Below are 18,927 nucleotides of genomic sequence, written 5' to 3' on the forward strand. Positions count from 1 at the left end.
TTGTCCCTGTGAGAGTAGGACGTTGCCAGGCAAATGGAGGATTAGCTCAGCTGGGAGAGCACCTGCCTTACAAGCAGGGGGTCGGCGGTTCGATCCCGTCATCCTCCACCACAATATGTCGGAGGGGTAGCGAAGTGGCTAAACGCGGCGGACTGTAAATCCGCTCCTTCGGGTTCGGCAGTTCGAATCTGCCCCCCTCCACCATTCTTAATTATTGGGCTATAGCCAAGCGGTAAGGCAACGGACTTTGACTCCGTCATGCGCTGGTTCGAATCCAGCTAGCCCAGCCATTTAAGAGCCATTAGCTCAGTTGGTAGAGCATCTGACTTTTAATCAGAGGGTCGAAGGTTCGAGTCCTTCATGGCTCACCATTTAAAAGAATATGCGGGTGTGGCGGAATTGGCAGACGCACCAGACTTAGGATCTGGCGCCTTTGGCGTGGGGGTTCGACTCCCTTCACCCGCACTTTTAATAAAATATTTATAACATGTCTTGCGGAAGTAGTTCAGTGGTAGAATACAACCTTGCCAAGGTTGGGGTCGCGGGTTCGAATCCCGTCTTCCGCTCCAAACATGACATGCCGGGGTGGCGGAACAGGCAGACGCACAGGACTTAAAATCCTGCGGTGGGTGACCACCGTGCGGGTTCGACTCCCGCCCTCGGCACCATGTGCGCCCGTAGCTCAATTGGATAGAGCGTTTGACTACGGATCAAGAGGTTAGGGGTTCGACTCCTCTCGGGCGCGTTTTCTTTCGGGAAGTGGCTCAGCTTGGTAGAGCACCTGGTTTGGGACCAGGGGGTCGCAGGTTCAAATCCTGTCTTCCCGATATTTTAAAATATTATGGGGCCTTAGCTCAGCTGGGAGAGCGCCTGCCTTGCACGCAGGAGGTCAGCGGTTCGATCCCGCTAGGCTCCACTTTTCTTATTATTGGAGGTATACCCAAGTCTGGCTGAAGGGATCGGTCTTGAAAACCGACAGGCGGTGAGAGCCGTGCGGGGGTTCGAATCCCTCTACCTCCTCCATTTTATTGTTATTGAAATGGAATCATTAATAGTTTATAAAGATTATTATATAATGTATATTACCTTCATGGAGGTATACCCAAGTCTGGCTGAAGGGATCGGTCTTGAAAACCGACAGGCGGCGAGAGTCGCGCGGGGGTTCGAATCCCTCTACCTCCTTATTTTTAAAATTTATATTGTCGCGGGGTGGAGCAGTCTGGTAGCTCGTCGGGCTCATAACCCGAAGGTCGCAGGTTCAAATCCTGTCCCCGCAACCAAATGGTCCCGTGGTGTAGTGGTTAACATGCCTGCCTGTCACGCAGGAGATCGCCGGTTCGACCCCGGTCGGGACCGCCATTACATAAGGCTCGGTAGCTCAGTCGGTAGAGCAGAGGACTGAAAATCCTCGTGTCGGCGGTTCGATTCCGTCCCGAGCCATTATTTTGAATTAGCGAGCCGGCTTAGCTCAATTGGTAGAGCAACTGACTTGTAATCAGTAGGTTGGGGGTTCAAGTCCTCTAGCCGGCATCGTTTAGGGGCATAGTTTAACGGTAGAACAGAGGTCTCCAAAACCTCCGGTGTGGGTTCGATTCCTACTGCCCCTGTTTAGAAATATGGGCCTATAGCTCAGCTGGTTAGAGCGCACGCCTGATAAGCGTGAGGTCGATGGTTCGAGTCCATTTAGGCCCATCATCATATTCCGCAGTAGCTCAGTGGTAGAGCTATCGGCTGTTAACCGATCGGTCGTAGGTTCGAGTCCTACCTGCGGAGCCATGGCCCGTTGGTCAAGTGGTTAAGACACCGCCCTTTCACGGCGGTAACACGGGTTCGAATCCCGTACGGGTCATAAAAAGAGTCAGCATAATTGCTGACTCTTTTTTCTTATGTTACGTATACTTTCTCCTTTTACATACGATGTTGTAAATCTAAACAAATATGAAGTTGAAGTATTTGAAATAAATAAAGGGATTTTGGGAAAACTATGGTATGTATTAAAAGGAGGGAACAAATAATATGCCATTTGTAAGAGATCTGATGAGTACAAATATTGTACAATGTACGCCTTTAGATAATGTGTATGAAGCAGCTGTTAAAATGAAAGAAGAAGAAATTGGTATGATTCCGGTCGTCGATAACAATCAAGTTGTTGGTCTTGTTACAGATCGCGATTTAGTTGTTCGTGGAATTGCCGAGAAGCATCCAGGGTCTAATAAAATTACAAATGTGATGACCACAAATATTGTTTCAGTAGCACCTAACGACCCGGTTGAGAAGGCAACAGAGTTAATGGCAAGACATCAAGTGAGAAGATTGCCAGTAGTAGAGAACGGGATACTCGTTGGAATGTTAGCGTTAGGAGATTTAGCAACAGTAGAAGCAGCTGATGATCAAGCTGGTTTTGCCTTAGGTGAAATATCAGAGCATACAAAAGGATCACACGAACTTTAAGATAATTATGGAAACTTTGGTGAATGAAAAATGAGAATCAGATACATTATTCTTGCAATTAGAATGAAAAGGAATTGTGAGTGTAATGTATCTGAAATAAAATTCAAAGATCATTGCTATATTTGAAAAGTTTTTTAAAATTTTTATTCTTAATTTTTATCACGATAAAAAATGATATACTAATAGATATAAGGGTTATGAGTGATTTTGAATATAGCAATATTTGTTGAGTTTTTATTATTAACAAACTTTAGCGTGTTTATATAGAAAGGAAAACTGGAAGGGGAGTTATATGAAAGCTGTGCAGGGCAATCCGAATTGGAATTTGGTGATTGATACATATGTGGAACCAAAAGATTTTGCTGATTTATTTTCTTTACTTGTACCTTGTCGTCCGAAAGGTGAGGAGAAAGAGAGAACACTTCTAGTATGGAAAGAAAAAGAGTTTTACAAAGAAGAAAATTTAATTCCATTCATTTTATATGGAATGAACAAAGTAAAAGAATTACCTCAATTTCATAAAGATGAGATTCCTACATTGGTGCGTATCGTTCGTTTATGCCAAGAGATTGGTTGGTATCAAGAAGCATATACATTTATGGTAAATCAAAGGTTAGATGAATTTGTACATACTTCAATGGAGTATGAAACGTGGGATTCTATAACACAAATTGTTGCTTTAAACTATTTAATTATTAAGTACCGTGTTGGGGAATTAAAAAATGAAGATGCAGTGATTTGGAAAAGAGTAAAATTTAATGAAAAATGTATAGAAGAATATCGAGAATTAGTATCTCATAAAGAAGTTTTAGAGTTCACATTCTTTTACCTATGTAAACAAGCAAAATCTCTTTCTAAAAAAGAACTAAATGATGATATGATGAATCTAGCAATATATTGCAATACATATTTAGGTGATTTATACACATTTGATTTATTAAGAAAATATCGTAAATGCACAGATTTTCTTTCGTACTATGGTCCTAATCATGCTGTTATTGCATGTCAAAGAGCTGTCATTTCACAAATATCAGATCGGCTTGACCCATTAAAAACAACACATGTCGATGATTATTTATATGTTATGAAAGAAATGATGGAACATATGACAATAGAGATTATGAACCGCTATGGACACTTTATTGGTAAGCTATTATCTTACATACCATTCTTTGAAATGATTCAAGTTCCTCAGCATGCATATTATTATGAAGAACTCTTGCATGTATGTAAAGGGATTGAATATAAGGAAGAAATCTTACGGAATTATATTTTTATACAGTTACATGATTGTTTACCATCATTCTTTAAGGTGTTTTTAAAGAACAAACGTTATGCAACTATCCATGATATTTTATTTTACTGGTGTGACGATGAACAGAGAATGAGTCTAGAGAAAAAGTATAACTTAAGCTTCATTTATGAGAAATATGCGTGTGGCTAAAATAAAGTGAAACTTTAATTAGTGGGTGGTTCTTCATCCCCCACTGATTATGAGCCCTCACCAATCGGGCTGCCCGTTAATGCGGGATAAATATATAAGCAAAAAGGATCTCAATTTACATGAGATCCTTTTTGCTTAGTAGTATGAACTAGCAGCCTGTATTTTCTTATACATCAAAGAAAGTGAGTTGTCTCCTCTTTCTAGATTCCTTGATGCTTTTGTTTTTCTTGTTTCTTTTGTTTATCAGGAACATTAATATATTGGGACACAACTAGTAAGACTCCTAAGAAGAACACAGGGAATATGGAAGATAGATAAAAGCCACCACTTACTACGTTTGTTATAAAAGCACTTAAAAGAAAAAGTATAACGTAAATATGAGCAATTTTTTGTTTCAGACGAATTTGAAATGCTTCCATCATAATTTCTAAAATAACAAAAGTAATAATAATAGATAAAAATACAATACTTGTATTATAAATAATTAAACAACAAATTAAGCCAAAGAAGGCTATAGATTCAATCATGAATGGGATATTGCGTGGCATAGTATTTACCTAACTAAATATGGCAGTGGATCAACTGCATTCGTTTTTTCAAAATTCCATTCTCCATTATGTAATTCAAAATGAAGATGTTGTCCAAAGGAATGTCCTGTATTTCCCATATGTCCTAATAGTTGTCCAACTTGTACTGTGTCTCCGATTTTTACAGCGCGATCTTTCATATGAGCATAAACGGTTGTATACAATTTTCCATTGATCCGATGAGCAACGAAAACAACATTACCATAACTCGCTGAATAATAAGACTTCACAACTTTTCCTGAAGCAGCTGCATGAATAGAAACATTCCCTTGTGCAGCAATATCTACTCCATAGTGCATTTGTTCCCAGCGCATATCAAACGTTGAACTAATTTTTCCTTGTGTCGGAAATTTAAAAACAGCTGGGATAGAAGGATTTGTCTTTTTGTTTTGCGCTTGATTTTGGATGATATAATGTTTGGCTACATAGCCATACGCTGTGCCGAAGCGAATTTTATACCAAGTTCCGACTGTTTCTACAACCTGAACTTGTGTACCGTTTTGTAAAGAGCCGATAATCGTACTATTCGATCCTGCATTACTACGTACGTTCAGTTTTGGAGTAGCAACGGTATAGGTAGGTTTGTTTTGCACGGTAATTCCTTTTACTAAAGGTTTTGAACCGCTAGATACAAAATCTTTTTGTACATATCCAATTTGGCCGTTGTGAAAAATTTTATACCAATTTCCTTCTGTTCCTTGAACTGCAACGAACTTACCATTCGGTAATACGTCAAGAATAGAAGATTCTGTATTCGGTTCAGAACGAACATTTAACGCATTTGCATGTACAATATATTGCTCGTTTTGCTTACTAGATTTTGTAAATGTAATAGCATCTTTTTTTATGTAACCGATCTGATTATGAATATTTACTTTATACCAGTCGTGAACTGCTTCAAGAATGGTAACAGGAGTGTTATAGGGGATGCTACCGATTGAATCATTGTTAACATTTGTAGTTGGATATAAGTCTACTTTATCTACTTTCACATAGCCAGTCTTTGCTTTTGATGTTTGCTGTGCAGCAGCTGTCTGCGTATCTACTTCTGTTACAGAAGGAAGTAAGGAAGCAATTGCGACAGTAGTTGCTGTTAAAGCTGTAGCTCTCAAGTTCATATAATCAAGGCCTCCTCTAGATGTAATACTGTACCTTTTATTATAGTATAAAGATAGAATCGAGTGGGGCTTATTCACATAAATGTAATATGAAATCAATAGAAAAATAATGTTAAGTGTATGGAAGTTTGCTTTTTAATGAGAAAATTGTGCGATGCCATGTGAAATCAAAAAAGAGGAGAATAATAACAGGGATGGAGAACCTCAACTGATTTATGTTTCTAGCAACAGTATATTAAGTAGATAATTAAGAAAATTAAAATAGTTGCTGAAGCTTGATGACGGTGTTATACTGACAATGGTAATTTTATATTGTGCTAGGAGAGTTGGTGTTGCCAACTGAGAGTAAGGCCGTAAGTCTTTGATCCTTTTATTACCTGATCTAGGTTATGCTAGCGTAGGGAAGCAATTTGGACGAAAGTATAAGTCCCCGTTTCTTTGCGCATGGAAACGGGGCTTTTTTATTTTATAATTTCATAACGGATACCACTAGGGGTGCTTGATAGGCTGAGAGAGGAATGAACCTTAACCCTTATGGACCTGATCTAGGTAATACTAGCGAAGGGAAGTGGAGCAATGCATATGTATATTTTTATTTGCTATAGCCACTTCTTATATAGGAGTGGTTTTTTATTTGGATAAAAAGATATAAAGGAAGGGGAAATATATATGAAATTTTGTGACAGATTATTTGAAGCAGTGCAGCCTGTTTGGGAAAAAAGTCATAATCATCCTTTTGTAACGGGGATGGGAGATGGCACGTTACAAAAGGATAAGTTCCAATATTACATCATACAAGATTATTTATATTTGCTAGATTATGCAAAAATTTATGCAATTGGTGTTGTAAAAGCAACGAATCCACAAGTGATGGCAAAATTTGCGGAACAAATCGATGGCATTTTAAATGGAGAAATGACAATTCATAAACAGTATGCAAAGCGTCTTGGAATTTCTATAGAAGAGATAGAAGCAGCGAAGCCATCAGCTAAAAACTTAGCGTACACAAACTATATGATGTCAGTATCGCAAAATGGTACATTGGCTGAGCTTATTGCAGCGCTGCTTCCGTGTATGTGGAGTTATTGGGAAATTGGAAAACGTTTAAATGATATTCCAGGAGCAAGAGATCATGAGTTCTTTGGGGAATGGATTCAAGGGTATAGCTCAGAAGAGTATGGGAATCTTTGCATTTGGTTAATCGATTTATTAAACGAACTAGCTGAAGGAAAAACAGAACAAGAATTATCCCGCTTAGAAGAGATTTTCCTATATTCCAGCCGCTTTGAATATTTATTCTGGGATATGGCATATCGCAAGGAGATGTGGGGTTTTGAAGACAAAGAGCATACTACAGTTTCATAATGTTTCCTTTCATTATGATGAAAAGCCTATTATAAAGGACTTAGATGCTTCCATCAAGGAACAAGAATTTGTTAGCATCATCGGGCCGAGTGGTTGTGGCAAAAGTACATTATTTCGCTTAATTACAGGATTAGAAGATGCAGCGGCTGGAACAATTCAACTGATGGAAACAAAGAGTCATCCTGTAGGATATATGCCACAAAAAGATATGCTCTTGCCATGGAGAACGATTATTGAAAATGCAGCCCTTCCTTTAGAATGTCAAGGAATTAAGAAAACAGAAGCTGAAAGAAGAGCGAAAGAACTTTTAGAGCAATTTGGATTACAAGGATACGCACAAAAGTACCCGAAAGACTTGTCGGGAGGAATGCGACAACGAGTATCGTTTATTCGAACATTACTAACAGGTGGAGATATTTTATTGTTAGATGAACCTTTTAGTGCGCTGGATGCATTAACAAAGGCAACATTGCAAGAATGGTTATTTGAACAATGGAAACAGTGGGAAAAAACAATTTTATTTATTACACACGATGTAGAGGAGGCGCTGTTTCTTTCGAATCGAATCTTCATTGTGACAACGCAGCCCCTTACAACGTTAACAGAGCGTGTTGTTCCACTTGAGAAAGACCGGACAAGAAAAGACTTACACAGGCCAGAGGTACTAGCGTTAAAGGATGAACTACTTAGCATGTTAAAAGGGCAGGTGCTCATATGAAGAAAATGAGAGAGCTACTGCCTGCATGTATATTAAGTGGCATATTGCTCGTAAGTTGGGAAGTGGGAGCTAGAATTGTAGATGAAATGTATATTTTGCCAGCACCGACTGCAATTATAGCGAAAATGTGGGCGCTGCGTGACATACTCTTTACGGTTCATTTACCAGCAACGTTGTATGTCGTTTTTATCGGTGTCGCAATTTCTGTTGTCCTTGGTGTTGGGCTTGCAATGGCAATGAATGCGAGTAAATGGATGGAAAGAGCTTTTTATCCGTTACTCGTTGCCTCACAAACAATACCGATTACCGCTTTGGCCCCATTATTTGTTTTATGGTTTGGATATTCTATTTGGAGCAAAGTTGTTGTGACGGTTTTAATTACCTTTTTCCCGATTGCGGTCAATATGTACGATGGATTGCGCAGTACGAAAAAGGATTGGGAAGAGCTGTTAGTTACATACGGCGCAACGAAAAAAGATATTTTTTTAAAATTAAAGTTGCCATCTGCACTTCCTTATTTTTTCTCAGCGCTTAAGATTGCTGTTCCGCTTAGCGTTATCGGTGCAGCAATTGGTGAGTGGCTTGGAGCGCAAGCTGGCTTAGGCTACTTTAGTAAGCGAATGATGACGCAGTTAGATGGGGCGGGAGTCTTTGCGCCAATTGTCCTTTTATCATTACTTGCTATTTTATTTGTCCTACTTGTTTCTATATTAGAAAAGAAATTTATTAGTTGGAGGAAACATTCATGAAATTATTCAAATACATCTTTGTGTTTACTTTATTCATTGCAATGATTGCGGGATGTTCTACTGATTCATCGTCAGATAAGCAAAAAAAGGAGAAAGAAGTTACGGTGATGCTCGATTGGTATCCAAATGCGGTGCATAGTTTTATCTATGCAGCAATCGAGAAGGGGTATTTTAAAGAAGAAGGTGTAAAAGTAAATATAAAATTCCCTTCTAATCCAACTGATCCTTTAACATTACCAGCAACAGGAAAAGTGACAGTGGGCTTATATTATCAACCAGATGTAATTATTGCAAAGGCAAATGAACAAATTCCTGTGAAATCAATTGGGGCGGTTGTTCGCTCACCGTTAAACCATATTGTTTCATTAAAGTCAGCAGGTATTCAGTCACCAAAAGATTTAGCGGGAAAAACAGTTGGTTATTCTGGAACACCTTTAAGTGAAGCGTATTTAAAAGCAATGGTAAAAGAAGATGGTGGGAATCCGGGCGATGTAAAAGTAGTCGATGTAGGATTTGATTTAGTACCAGCATTAATTACGAAAAAAGTAGATGCTGTCACAGGGGCATATATTAACCATGAAGTTCCTGTCATGCGTCATCAAGGTCACGAGCCAGCATACTTTAATCCAGCTGACTACGGCGTGCCAAATTATCATGAGCTTGTGTTTGTTACAGGAGAGAAAACGTTGAAAAAGGATAAAGAAGCTCTGCAAGCTTTCTTACGTGGTACGAAAAAAGGATATGAATTTATGAAAAAAAATCCAGATGAGGCTCTTAACATTTTATTAGATCATCAAGAAAAGGAAAACTTCCCACTCGTCCCTGAAGTTGAGAAGGAGAGCATGAAAATTTTATTAGAAAAAATGGGAACAAAAGATGAGCCATTTTTATCAGATTCAAAAGAGTCATGGGAAAAACAAAATAAATGGTTGAAAGAAAAAGGAATGACAAAAGAGATTGTTCCAGCTGATGAATTATTTGAAAACATTTTAAAGTAGGCGAATGTGTATGAAAAATGAACTTCATGTCATTTCAAATGGTCAAATGACATTTGAAGAGCTGACGAATGTAGCGATGCAAATGGAGAGTGAGATTGATTATTTGCATATTCGTGAACGGGAGAAAAGTACGAAAGAGTTGTATGAAGGTGTGGAAGGTCTCTTAAAAAGAGGCTTTCCCGCATCTAAACTGGTAATCAATGACCGAATTGATATTGCAATTTTATTACATATTCCGCGCGTACAATTAGGATACCGCAGCGCAGATGTGAAATCTGTGAAAGAGAAATTTTCTTATTTGCATGTTGGTTATTCTGTACATTCTTTAGAAGAAGCAATCGTAGCGTTCAAAAATGGAGCGGATTCACTTGTTTATGGTCATGTATTTCCAACGAGCTGTAAGAAAGGCGTTCCAGCAAGAGGACTCGAAGAAATTTCAGATATGGCAAGGCGGTTAACAATACCGATTACAGCTATTGGAGGAATAACACCTGAAAATACAGCAAAAGTTCTTAAATCTGGCGTGAGTGGTATTGCAGTTATGTCTGGAATTGTAAGCGATCGTAATCCATACGAGAAAGCAAGATTGTACAAGGAAATCATAAGAAAGTGGGCGGAAAATCATGAATAAGAAGTATGATGTAGCTATTATTGGCGGTGGTGTAATTGGTAGTTCAATTGCACATTTTCTAGCAGAAAGAGGTTACGAAGTTGCAATTGTTGAGAAGCAAAGAATTGCTTCGGAAGCATCAAAAGCAGCGGCAGGACTTCTTGGGGTACAGGCGGAATGGGATGCATACGATCCGCTCTTTGAACTTGCTAGAGAAAGCCGTGCAATATTTCCGCAACTTGCAAAGGCTTTACGAGAAAAAACGGGAATTGATATTGGATATGAAGAGAAAGGGATATATCGGATTGCTCAAAATGAAGAGGAGAAAACGAGAATACGAAATATAATGAACTGGCAACAAGAAACAGGTGAGGAATCTTATTTTCTAACAGGAGATGAGCTTCGCCAAAAGGAACCGTTTCTTTCTTCCTCCATTATCGGCGCTGTCTACTATCCAAAAGATGGTCATGTGATTGCGCCAGAACTAACGAAAGCGTTCACACACTCTGCGGCCATTTCTGGTGCTGATATATATGAACAAACAGAAGTACTTGATATTCAAGTTGACAAAAATAGAGTGTCTGGAATTGTTACGAGCGAGGGCTTTATTTCATGTGAAAAAGTAGTCATTGCAGGTGGTTCATGGAGTACAAAACTACTTCAATATTTTCATAGAGATTGGGGTACTTATCCTGTAAAAGGGGAAGTAGTCGCAGTAAAAAGTCAGAAGCCATTAGTAAGGGCTCCGGTTTTCCAAGAAAGATTTTACATCGCGCCAAAACGTGGTGGTCGCTATGTAATTGGAGCAACAATGAAACCTTATACATTTAACAAATCTGTACAATCAGAAAGTATCACTTCGATATTAGAACGTGCTTATTCAATTTTACCAGCTTTAAAAGATGCGGAGTGGGAAACCACATGGGCAGGGCTTCGTCCGCAATCAAATCATGACGTTCCTTATATGGGGGAGCATGAGGAAATAAAAGGATTATATGCTTGTACAGGTCATTACCGAAATGGGATTTTATTAAGTCCTATTTCTGGACAATATATGGCCGATATCATAGAAGGAAAACAAAATAATCATTTGTTAGATTCATTGCTTTCAAAGTCAGTTTAGAAGGGGGATGGAAGCGTGTATTTGAAAATTAATGGTAGGCAAGTAGAGGTGCCAGAACATATTAAAACGGTAGCAGAATTGCTTACTCACTTAGGATTGGATACAAAGATTGTTGTGGTAGAGCGCAATAAAGATATTCTGCAAAAAGAAGACCATCAAGACACTTCCGTTTTTGATGGCGATCAAATTGAGATTGTAACTTTCGTAGGAGGCGGTTGATTATGTTAAACATTGGACCATTCACATTCAAATCTAGACTTTTATTAGGAACAGGAAAATTTTCTGATTATGACGTGCAAAGAAAAGCAATCGAAGTATCAGAAGCGGAAATTTTAACATTTGCAGTGCGCCGGATGGATATATTTGATGCACAGCAACCGAATTTATTAGAAAAAATTGATGTAAAAAACTACACATTACTTCCAAATACAGCAGGGGCAAAAACGGCTGAAGAAGCGGTTCGTATTGCAAAGTTAGCAAAAGCGTCAGGTCTATGTGACATGGTAAAAGTAGAAGTGATTGGTGATGATAAAACGTTATTGCCAGATCCAGTAGAGACGTTAAAAGCATCTGAAATGCTTCTTGAAGAAGGATTTATCGTTCTTCCTTATACATCAGATGATGTTGTATTAGCTCGCAAACTACAAGAACTTGGTGTTCATGCGATTATGCCTGGTGCGTCACCAATTGGTTCAGGACTTGGTATTGTAAATCCATTAAATATAAGTTTTATTATTGAACAAGCAACTGTACCCGTTATTGTAGATGCAGGTGTTGGGAGTCCAGCTGACGCAGCATTTGCGATGGAATTAGGGGCAGACGGTGTGTTATTAAATACAGCTGTATCTGGTGCGAAAGATCCTATTAAAATGGCGGAAGCAATGAAACTAGGTATTCATGCAGGACGTTTAGGATTTGAAGCAGGACGTATTGCACGGAAACGCTTTGCAACAGCAAGCAGTCCTTTAGAAGGAATGAGTGTAGTTGAATAATCGATATTCTCGTCAAGAGCTATTCTCCTCAATTGGAGAAAAGGGGCAACAAAAGATAGGAGAAAAGCATGTATTCATTATCGGTGCAGGAGCACTTGGTAGCGCCAATGCAGAAATGCTTGTAAGAGCGGGGGTTGGCAAGGTAACGATTGTGGACCGCGATTATATTGATTGGAGTAATTTGCAAAGGCAGCAACTATACGCTGAAGAAGATGTGAAGAACCATCTTCCGAAAGCTGTCGCGGCAAAACAGCGTTTGAAAGCGATTAATAGTAGTGTAGTGGTAGAAGCTTTTGTCAAAGATGTAACTGCAGAAGAGCTAGAAGAACTTGTCACAAATGTCGATGTCATCATTGATGCGACTGATAATTTTGAAACACGTTTTATTGTAAATGATATATCACAAAAATATTCGATCCCATGGATTTATGGTGCTTGTGTAGGGAGTTATGGTCTTTCTTATACTATTTTGCCCGGAAAGACACCGTGTTTATCTTGCTTACTACAATCCATCCCACTTGGCGGAGCAACATGTGATACAGCAGGTATTATTTCACCTGCTGTATCGATCGTTGTTTCGCATCAAGTAACAGAAACTCTTAAACTTTTAGTAGAAGATTATAAAGCGCTTCGGGACGGTCTCGTGTCATTTGATGTATGGAAAAATGAATATTCCTGTATGAATGTACAGAAGTTGAAAAAGGATCATTGTCCATCTTGTGGTGAGAAAGCAATCTATCCATATTTAAATAAAGAGAATACGTCAAAAACGGCTGTTTTATGCGGTAGAAATACAGTTCAAATTCGTCCGCCTCATAAAGAACAGCTTGATTTTCATAGATATAAAGAACTGTTACATGACCGCGTAGCTGATTTAACAGTGAACCCATATTTATTATCATTTCGTGCAGACGGAAAGCGGCTTGTTGCTTTTCAAGACGGGCGCGTTCTTGTGCACGGAACGAAAGAGATAGCAGAAGCGAAAACAATCTATCATCGTTATTTTGGATAAAAGGAGTGAATGAGATGAAAGTAAATAAAGCATTAACTATTGCTGGATCTGATAGCGGTGGCGGTGCCGGAATTCAAGCGGATTTGAAAACGTTCCAAGAGCTTGGTGTGTACGGAATGACGGCGATTACAGCCATTACTGCTCAAAATACACTCGGTGTTCAAGGGGTATATCCTGTTTCGCTTGAAGGAATTATAGAGCAATTGAATTCAATTGGTGACGATTTAACACCAGATGCAGTGAAACTTGGAATGTTATTTAGTGGTAAAATTATTCAAGTTGTTGCAGAGCATATTAAAAAATTCGGCTGGAATAATATTGTTCTAGATCCTGTTATGATTGCAAAAGGCGGAGCTTCACTATTACAGCAAGAAGCGGTCAATGCATTGAAAGAACATTTACTACCGATCGCCACTGTTATAACGCCAAATGTACCAGAAGCAGAAGTGTTAACAGGTATTAAGATTCATAATATAGAAGATAGCAAAGAGGCTGCAAAAGTATTGCATACATTAGGTGCTCAGTATGTTCTTATGAAAGGTGGACATGCAGAGTATCAAGGAAGTGAAGTTATTGATTTCTTATTCGATGGCGAGCAATTCATTGAATTTAAAAGCGAAAGAATTGCTTCAAAACAAACACACGGTAGCGGTTGCACATTTGCCTCTGCTGTAACGGCAGGACTCGCCAAAGGATACGATATGAAAGATGCCGTTCAAGAAGCGAAACAATTTATTAGTAGTGCCATTGCAGAGCCATTAAACATTGGCAACGGTCATGGACCAACGAACCATTTTGCATATAAACGTCGAGAAGTACGCATGTAAATATTTCAGATGAGAGTGCTAGAAAACAGGAGCTAATTGGTTCCTGTTTTTTTATGATGACGAATAACTTTTGTTAAATAATATATTAAAAAATTTTATTTGTTTTCGAGGATATTCAGAACATCGTTCACTATTTTTAATTGTTTACAATTTCCATATTTAGGAGTATGATATCAGCCAAAATCTGTTTTTGTAACGCTGAGTCCAATGATTTGGAGCGGAGGGAGCGGAAATGAAAGTATTATTACTTGCCGATATAGCAAATCGCTGGGCGGTATCATTAGAGAGAATTCAAGAATTAGCTGCGCTAGATCCTCTTTTTCCAAGGCCGTATATGATATTGCTATCAAGAGATAATTTGTATTTAGAGAAGGATATTATCGAATATGAGCAGTTACATGCAGAATTGTCACAAGTTTATATTCGAGGGAGAAGTTTACGAGCATTTTTATGGAGTAAATAAAGGGTTGAGCGACTATAAAGTGTCTTTATAGTCGCTCTTTTCTTTTTTATGTAACAAGCTATTTTCACGAAAAAGAAAGAAAAGATAAGAAAACAGATGATAAAATAATCATATTAAGTAATGTAAACGCTTAAATGATAAGAAATTTTACTATTTTCAGTAATTTCGTCCTTTACAAGTCAAAAATAGAGGAGTATATTTACTCTCATAAATTATTTATAAAAATTTCCAAAAACAACCTTATATCGCTGAGTCCAATGATTTGGAGCGGGGGAACCAATTTTGTGCATTGTCACTTGGGGTGAATCTTTCTTTATGAAAGTAGGGCTACTCTTTAGGCCCGAATCCGACAGCTAACTTCGTAAGCGTTTGGAGAGGAGGTTTACTTTTGTGTTGTTCATTTTTGAACACTGAGTAGAGCCTCAGTGTTCTTTTTTGATGATTTAATGGTAAAAAAATACATTTTGTGAGGGATAAACATGTTAGATATTCTGATAATTGGATTTTGTATTCTACTCGTATTCTCCATGATTGGTCTAGCAAAATGGTCGGATAAAGTTGTGAAAGAAGGGAAATCGAAATGACGATTATACTTTCGGCCGTAGTACTTTTTATTACAGGTTACTTAGTTTATGCGTTATTAAATCCAGAAAAGTTCTAAGCTAGGAGGAAGAAGTAATGGTAACATGGGTTGCAGCTATCGTAACGATAGTATTGTTTATACTACTTGCAAAGCCAATGGGAACATATGTAGAAAAGGCGTTTCAAGGGAATAGAACGTTAGAGAAAGTGTTTGGTCCGATAGAGGGTATCATCTTTAAAGTAGGTGGCATTCAGAAAAAGAATCAAACTTGGATCCAATACGTATTTGCGATGTTATTTACGAATGCTTGTATGATTTTGTTTGTATATCTTGTTTTTAGGTTGCAAGGCATTCTTCCATTAAACCCAAGTAAAGTAGAGGGAATGGAACCGACACTTGCATTTCATACAGCGATTAGCTTTATGACGAATACGAATTTACAGCATTATAGCGGTGAAAGTGGATTATCATACTTAGCGCAGATGATTGGGATTACGTTCATGATGTTTACAGCGCCAGCGACAACATTGGCATTTGCAATTGCATTTATTCGAGGGTTAGCTGGAAAAGAAGTAGGAAACTTCTTTGTTGATTTTGTTCGAGCGATTATAAGGGTGTTAATGCCACTTGCATTTATTATGGCACTTATATTCGTCGCGCAAGGAATGCCGCAAACATTGAGCGGCAGCGCAGTTGCTCAAACGATTGAAGGAGCAAAGCAAGTGATTCCGAGAGGACCAATTGCTTCATTAGAATCTATAAAAATGCTAGGAAATAATGGTGGTGGATTTTTTGGAGTAAACTCTGCACATCCTTTTGAAAATCCAACAGCAATTACGAATGTGTTACAGATGATGCTTATGATGCTTATTACAACATCACTGCCATTCACATATGGAAGAATGATTGGTAGTAAGAAGCAAGGAAGAATTTTATTTGTATCAATGCTCATGATGTTTGTCATTGGATTTGGTATGGTTGTTACAACTGAATTACAAGGAAACCCCGTTTTAAATCAAGTTGGCATGAATCATGAACAAGGCAATATGGAAGGAAAAGAAGTTCGATTCGGTACAATCATGACAGCACTCTTTGCAACGGTTACGACAGCATCGGAAACAGGTGGTGTGAACGCGATGCATGATACGTTTACCCCGCTTGGAGGGATGCTTACACTTGTGAACATGCTTTTAAATACGGTGTTTGGCGGCGTTGGAGCAGGATTTATTAACGTGATGATGTATGCGATGATTGCTGTCTTTATTTCAGGGTTGATGGTTGGACGTACGCCAGAGTTTCTTGGGAAAAAGCTAGAGGGAAAAGAGATGAAACTTATTGCTGTTACATTATTATTTCAACCGTTATTAATTCTTGGGGCATCGGCAGTTGCGTTTTCTACCCATTTTGGTACAGAAGCGATTACAAATTCAGGATTTCATGGTATTACACAAGTAATCTATGAATTTACTTCATCAGCAGCAAATAATGGTTCTGGTTTTGAAGGGTTGGCAGATAATACACCATTTTGGAATATTTCAACTGGACTTGTGATGTATGGAGCACGTTTCTTCAGCTTAATAACAATGCTCGCTGTTTCGGTATCTTTAAAAGAAAAAACAGTTGTACCAGAAACAGTCGGAACATTCAGAACGGATAATGGGTTATTTGGAGGGATTTTTGTTGGCACAATCTTTATCGTCGGTGCGTTAACGTTCTTTCCAATATTCGTTTTAGGACCAATTGCAGAGTTTCTGACTCTATAAGAACGAAGCGAGGGGAATCAATATGAGGCCAGTGATAGCAAAAGGGAAGCATGTACAGGTTATGCCATCTTCAAAAAGAGAAGATGGTGAAGTAAGGAGTGCGAAAACAATGGATCGTGATATTGTATTAAATGCTTTCAAACAAGCAGTTTTGAAATTAAATCCAAAGCAAATGATAAAGAATCCAATTATGTTTGTTGTCGAAATCGGATTTTTTATTACACTTCTTTTATCGGTTGTACCGAGTTTATCAACAAATGTTCCGTTATGGTTCAATATAACAGTTACATTTGTCCTTTTATTCACAGTTCTTTTTGCAAATTTTGCAGAAGCATTGGCAGAAGGACGCGGGAAAGCGCAAGCGGATTCATTAAAGCAATCGAAAAAGGATGTTTATGCGAATGTCGTAAAGGAAAATGGGGAAATTACTCGGGTTTCAGCATCTCGTTTAAAAAAAGGTGATATCGTTCTTGTAAAACAAGGAGAAATGATTCCAGGTGATGGGGAAGTTATTCGTGGTTTAGCATCTGTAGATGAATCGGCAATTACAGGTGAATCAGCACCAGTAATGAAGGAAGCGGGCGGTGATTTTTGCTCTGTGACAGGCGGTACGATGGTTGTGAGTGATGAAATTACGATTCAAATTACAAGTAATCCTGGCGAATCTTTCTTAGATAAAATGATTTCATTAGTAGAAGGGGCAACGCGTCAAAAAGCGCCGAATGAAATAGCATTAAATACAGTATTAATAAGTTTAACATTCATCTTTCTCATTGTAGTTGTAACGCTTCCATTATTTACAAATTATTTAGGATTTCAAATTGATACTTCCATTCTTGTTGCGTTACTCGTTTGTTTAATTCCAACAACAATAGGCGGACTATTATCCGCAATTGGGATTGCTGGCATGGATCGTGTAACAAAGTTTAATGTACTCGCAATGAGCGGAAAAGCAGTGGAAGCAGCAGGGGATATTAATACAATCATTTTAGATAAGACAGGTACGATTACATTTGGGAACCGGATGGCACATGCTTTACTGCCTGTCGGAAATGAGACAATGGAACAATTAGCGAAATGGGCGGCACTTAGCTCGGTGTTAGATGAAACACCGGAAGGACGTTCCGTTATGGATTACGTACAATCAAAAGGAATTTCTTACAATGCATCTGAGGCAGAGACAGGAGAATTTGTTCCTTTTAAAGCTGAAACGAGGATGAGCGGCATGGATCTAAATAGCGGGGAAAAAGTAAGAAAAGGGGCAGTTGGGGCCGTTATTGAGTGGGTGCAGTCTCAAGGAGGAAAGGTTCCAAACGATTTACATCAAAAAGCAGATGTAATCGCCAAAGAGGGTGGTACACCACTTGTAGTTGCAGTGGGAAATCGAATTTTCGGTTTAATCTATTTAAAAGATACTGTGAAACCTGGTATGCGTGAACGTTTTGAACAGCTTCGACAAATGGGGATAAAAACGGTGATGTGTACGGGGGATAATCCGTTAACAGCGGCAACGATTGCAAAAGAAGCAGGGGTAGATGAATTTGTGGCTGAATGTAAACCGGAGGATAAAATAGCTGTTATTAAAGCAGAGCAAAAATTAGGTAAATTAGTTGCGATGACAGGTGATGGGACAAATGATGCACCAGCGCTCGCACAAGCGGATGTTGGTCTTGCAATGAATAGCGGTACCGCAGCAGCAAAAGAAGCGGCAAATATGATTGATTTAGATTCTAATCCAACAAAAATTATTGAAGTGGTTGCGATTGGAAAACAGTTATTAATGACGCGCGGTGCATTAACGACATTTAGTATTGCAAATGATGTAGCAAAATACTTTGCGATTATTCCAGCGATGTTTACAGTTGCGATTCCGCAAATGGAGGCACTTAATATAATGGGACTGCACTCACCGCTTTCTGCCATTCTGTCAGCGCTCATTTTTAACGCAATCATCATTCCGATGTTGATTCCACTCGCAATGAAAGGAATTGCATATAAACCGATGAGCTCCAATACGCTACTTTTTCGTAATTTATTTATGTATGGTTTTGGTGGTGTGCTTGTACCATTTATCGGGATTAAATTGATTGATTTAGTCGTCGGACGATTCATTTCATAGAGAAG

Annotated in this window: 19 protein-coding genes, 20 tRNA genes and 3 riboswitches; of the genes, 37 read left to right on the forward strand and 2 right to left on the reverse strand. The window is 38.6% G+C overall.

Annotated elements, in window-relative coordinates; translation table 11 throughout:
* The first annotated feature begins 35 nt into the window (after positions 1-35).
* The 22 genes from MR063_RS15615 (at position 36) to MR063_RS15720 (ending at position 3,895) form a co-directional block, all read left to right on the forward strand.
* Positions 36-111, forward strand: a tRNA-Val gene (locus MR063_RS15615).
* Positions 112-120: 9 nt separating this feature from the next.
* Positions 121-204: transfer RNA gene (locus tag MR063_RS15620), tRNA-Tyr, on the forward strand.
* A gap of 11 nt (positions 205-215) precedes the next feature.
* Positions 216-290: transfer RNA gene (locus MR063_RS15625), tRNA-Gln, on the forward strand.
* 5 nt (positions 291-295) lie between these two features.
* Positions 296-371 (forward strand) — tRNA-Lys (locus MR063_RS15630).
* Positions 372-384: 13 nt separating this feature from the next.
* Positions 385-465 (forward strand) — tRNA-Leu (locus MR063_RS15635).
* A gap of 29 nt (positions 466-494) precedes the next feature.
* A tRNA-Gly gene (locus tag MR063_RS15640) sits at positions 495-569 on the forward strand.
* 10 nt (positions 570-579) lie between these two features.
* Positions 580-668 (forward strand) — tRNA-Leu (locus MR063_RS15645).
* Positions 669-671: 3 nt separating this feature from the next.
* Positions 672-745 (forward strand) — tRNA-Arg (locus MR063_RS15650).
* A gap of 8 nt (positions 746-753) precedes the next feature.
* A tRNA-Pro gene (locus tag MR063_RS15655) sits at positions 754-827 on the forward strand.
* A 16-nt stretch (positions 828-843) separates the two neighbouring features.
* Positions 844-916, forward strand: a tRNA-Ala gene (locus MR063_RS15660).
* Positions 917-930: 14 nt separating this feature from the next.
* Positions 931-1,023, forward strand: a tRNA-Ser gene (locus tag MR063_RS15665).
* Positions 1,024-1,092: 69 nt separating this feature from the next.
* Positions 1,093-1,182: transfer RNA gene (locus MR063_RS15670), tRNA-Ser, on the forward strand.
* A 21-nt stretch (positions 1,183-1,203) separates the two neighbouring features.
* Positions 1,204-1,280 (forward strand) — tRNA-Met (locus tag MR063_RS15675).
* Between the two features lie 3 nt (positions 1,281-1,283).
* Positions 1,284-1,359: transfer RNA gene (locus MR063_RS15680), tRNA-Asp, on the forward strand.
* Positions 1,360-1,367: 8 nt separating this feature from the next.
* Positions 1,368-1,440, forward strand: a tRNA-Phe gene (locus tag MR063_RS15685).
* 17 nt (positions 1,441-1,457) lie between these two features.
* A tRNA-Thr gene (locus MR063_RS15690) sits at positions 1,458-1,530 on the forward strand.
* Between the two features lie 6 nt (positions 1,531-1,536).
* Positions 1,537-1,607, forward strand: a tRNA-Trp gene (locus MR063_RS15695).
* Positions 1,608-1,618: 11 nt separating this feature from the next.
* Positions 1,619-1,692: transfer RNA gene (locus tag MR063_RS15700), tRNA-Ile, on the forward strand.
* A 9-nt stretch (positions 1,693-1,701) separates the two neighbouring features.
* Positions 1,702-1,776, forward strand: a tRNA-Asn gene (locus MR063_RS15705).
* 1 nt (position 1,777) lies between these two features.
* Positions 1,778-1,849: transfer RNA gene (locus MR063_RS15710), tRNA-Glu, on the forward strand.
* Positions 1,850-2,016: 167 nt separating this feature from the next.
* Positions 2,017-2,451 (forward strand): CBS domain-containing protein, encoded by a 435-nt coding sequence (locus MR063_RS15715; protein WP_242199204.1) that lies wholly within the window; start codon positions 2,017-2,019, stop codon positions 2,449-2,451.
* Between the two features lie 292 nt (positions 2,452-2,743).
* Positions 2,744-3,895, forward strand: a complete 1,152-nt coding sequence (locus tag MR063_RS15720; RefSeq protein ID WP_242199207.1) for a DUF3965 domain-containing protein — start codon at positions 2,744-2,746, stop codon at positions 3,893-3,895.
* A gap of 200 nt (positions 3,896-4,095) precedes the next feature.
* Here the strand turns inward: MR063_RS15720 and MR063_RS15725 are convergent, their stop codons facing one another.
* Both MR063_RS15725 and MR063_RS15730 read right to left on the reverse strand, forming a co-directional pair.
* On the reverse strand, positions 4,096-4,443 hold the full coding sequence (locus tag MR063_RS15725; RefSeq protein WP_242199210.1) for a hypothetical protein: 348 nt from the start codon (positions 4,441-4,443) through the stop codon (positions 4,096-4,098).
* 5 nt (positions 4,444-4,448) lie between these two features.
* Positions 4,449-5,600: an SH3 domain-containing protein gene (locus MR063_RS15730; RefSeq protein WP_242199214.1), complete on the reverse strand. Its 1,152-nt coding sequence runs from the start codon at positions 5,598-5,600 to the stop codon at positions 4,449-4,451.
* A gap of 309 nt (positions 5,601-5,909) precedes the next feature.
* Positions 5,910-6,021: riboswitch (TPP riboswitch) on the forward strand.
* A 60-nt stretch (positions 6,022-6,081) separates the two neighbouring features.
* A riboswitch (TPP riboswitch) is annotated at positions 6,082-6,184 on the forward strand.
* A gap of 85 nt (positions 6,185-6,269) precedes the next feature.
* Here MR063_RS15730 and tenA point away from each other — a divergent pair.
* The 15 genes from tenA (at position 6,270) to kdpB (ending at position 18,922) form a co-directional block, all read left to right on the forward strand.
* Positions 6,270-6,965, forward strand: a complete 696-nt coding sequence (gene tenA / locus MR063_RS15735; RefSeq protein WP_242199215.1) for a thiaminase II — start codon at positions 6,270-6,272, stop codon at positions 6,963-6,965.
* The gene (locus MR063_RS15740) at positions 6,934-7,683 is read left to right on the forward strand and encodes an ABC transporter ATP-binding protein (RefSeq protein ID WP_242199218.1); all 750 of its coding nucleotides are present in this window, start codon (positions 6,934-6,936) and stop codon (positions 7,681-7,683) included. Before tenA ends, MR063_RS15740 begins: the two co-directional genes overlap by 32 nt.
* Entirely contained in the window at positions 7,680-8,432 is a 753-nt protein-coding gene (locus MR063_RS15745) for an ABC transporter permease (RefSeq protein ID WP_242199248.1), read from the forward strand. Before MR063_RS15740 ends, MR063_RS15745 begins: the two co-directional genes overlap by 4 nt.
* Positions 8,429-9,430 (forward strand): ABC transporter substrate-binding protein, encoded by a 1,002-nt coding sequence (locus tag MR063_RS15750; RefSeq protein WP_242199252.1) that lies wholly within the window; start codon positions 8,429-8,431, stop codon positions 9,428-9,430. The genes MR063_RS15745 and MR063_RS15750 overlap by 4 nt, the downstream gene beginning before the upstream one ends.
* A gap of 10 nt (positions 9,431-9,440) precedes the next feature.
* Positions 9,441-10,061 (forward strand): thiazole tautomerase TenI, encoded by a 621-nt coding sequence (gene tenI, locus MR063_RS15755; protein WP_242199255.1) that lies wholly within the window; start codon positions 9,441-9,443, stop codon positions 10,059-10,061.
* Complete coding sequence (thiO, locus tag MR063_RS15760; RefSeq protein WP_242199266.1) at positions 10,054-11,163, forward strand: glycine oxidase ThiO; 1,110 nt, start codon at positions 10,054-10,056, stop codon at positions 11,161-11,163. The genes tenI and thiO overlap by 8 nt, the downstream gene beginning before the upstream one ends.
* Positions 11,164-11,178: 15 nt before the next feature.
* A complete protein-coding gene (gene thiS / locus MR063_RS15765) occupies positions 11,179-11,382 on the forward strand; it encodes a sulfur carrier protein ThiS (RefSeq protein ID WP_242199269.1) in 204 nt (67 codons plus the stop codon).
* 2 nt (positions 11,383-11,384) lie between these two features.
* Positions 11,385-12,155 (forward strand): thiazole synthase, encoded by a 771-nt coding sequence (locus tag MR063_RS15770; protein WP_242199280.1) that lies wholly within the window; start codon positions 11,385-11,387, stop codon positions 12,153-12,155.
* Positions 12,148-13,167 carry a thiazole biosynthesis adenylyltransferase ThiF gene (locus MR063_RS15775; RefSeq protein ID WP_242199282.1) on the forward strand — a complete coding sequence of 340 codons (1,020 nt, stop codon included), beginning with the start codon at positions 12,148-12,150 and terminating at the stop codon, positions 13,165-13,167. The genes MR063_RS15770 and MR063_RS15775 overlap by 8 nt, the downstream gene beginning before the upstream one ends.
* A 14-nt stretch (positions 13,168-13,181) precedes the next feature.
* Positions 13,182-13,994 (forward strand): bifunctional hydroxymethylpyrimidine kinase/phosphomethylpyrimidine kinase, encoded by an 813-nt coding sequence (gene thiD, locus MR063_RS15780; RefSeq protein ID WP_242199285.1) that lies wholly within the window; start codon positions 13,182-13,184, stop codon positions 13,992-13,994.
* 232 nt (positions 13,995-14,226) lie between these two features.
* On the forward strand, positions 14,227-14,457 hold the full coding sequence (locus MR063_RS15785; protein WP_242199288.1) for a hypothetical protein: 231 nt from the start codon (positions 14,227-14,229) through the stop codon (positions 14,455-14,457).
* A gap of 236 nt (positions 14,458-14,693) precedes the next feature.
* Positions 14,694-14,839, forward strand: a riboswitch (cyclic di-AMP (ydaO/yuaA leader).
* Between the two features lie 97 nt (positions 14,840-14,936).
* Positions 14,937-15,041 (forward strand): hypothetical protein, encoded by a 105-nt coding sequence (locus MR063_RS15790; RefSeq protein ID WP_048721397.1) that lies wholly within the window; start codon positions 14,937-14,939, stop codon positions 15,039-15,041.
* On the forward strand, positions 15,038-15,118 hold the full coding sequence (kdpF, locus tag MR063_RS22210; protein ID WP_048721399.1) for a K(+)-transporting ATPase subunit F: 81 nt from the start codon (positions 15,038-15,040) through the stop codon (positions 15,116-15,118). Before MR063_RS15790 ends, kdpF begins: the two co-directional genes overlap by 4 nt.
* Before the next feature lie 17 nt (positions 15,119-15,135).
* Positions 15,136-16,803, forward strand: a complete 1,668-nt coding sequence (kdpA, locus tag MR063_RS15795; protein ID WP_048721402.1) for a potassium-transporting ATPase subunit KdpA — start codon at positions 15,136-15,138, stop codon at positions 16,801-16,803.
* Between the two features lie 22 nt (positions 16,804-16,825).
* Entirely contained in the window at positions 16,826-18,922 is a 2,097-nt protein-coding gene (kdpB, locus tag MR063_RS15800) for a potassium-transporting ATPase subunit KdpB (protein WP_242141816.1), read from the forward strand.
* Positions 18,923-18,927 lie beyond the last annotated feature (5 nt).

The sequence above is a fragment of the Bacillus cereus group sp. BfR-BA-01492 genome (assembly GCF_022662815.1).
Classification (GTDB): Bacteria; Bacillota; Bacilli; order Bacillales; family Bacillaceae_G; genus Bacillus_A; species Bacillus_A cereus_BD.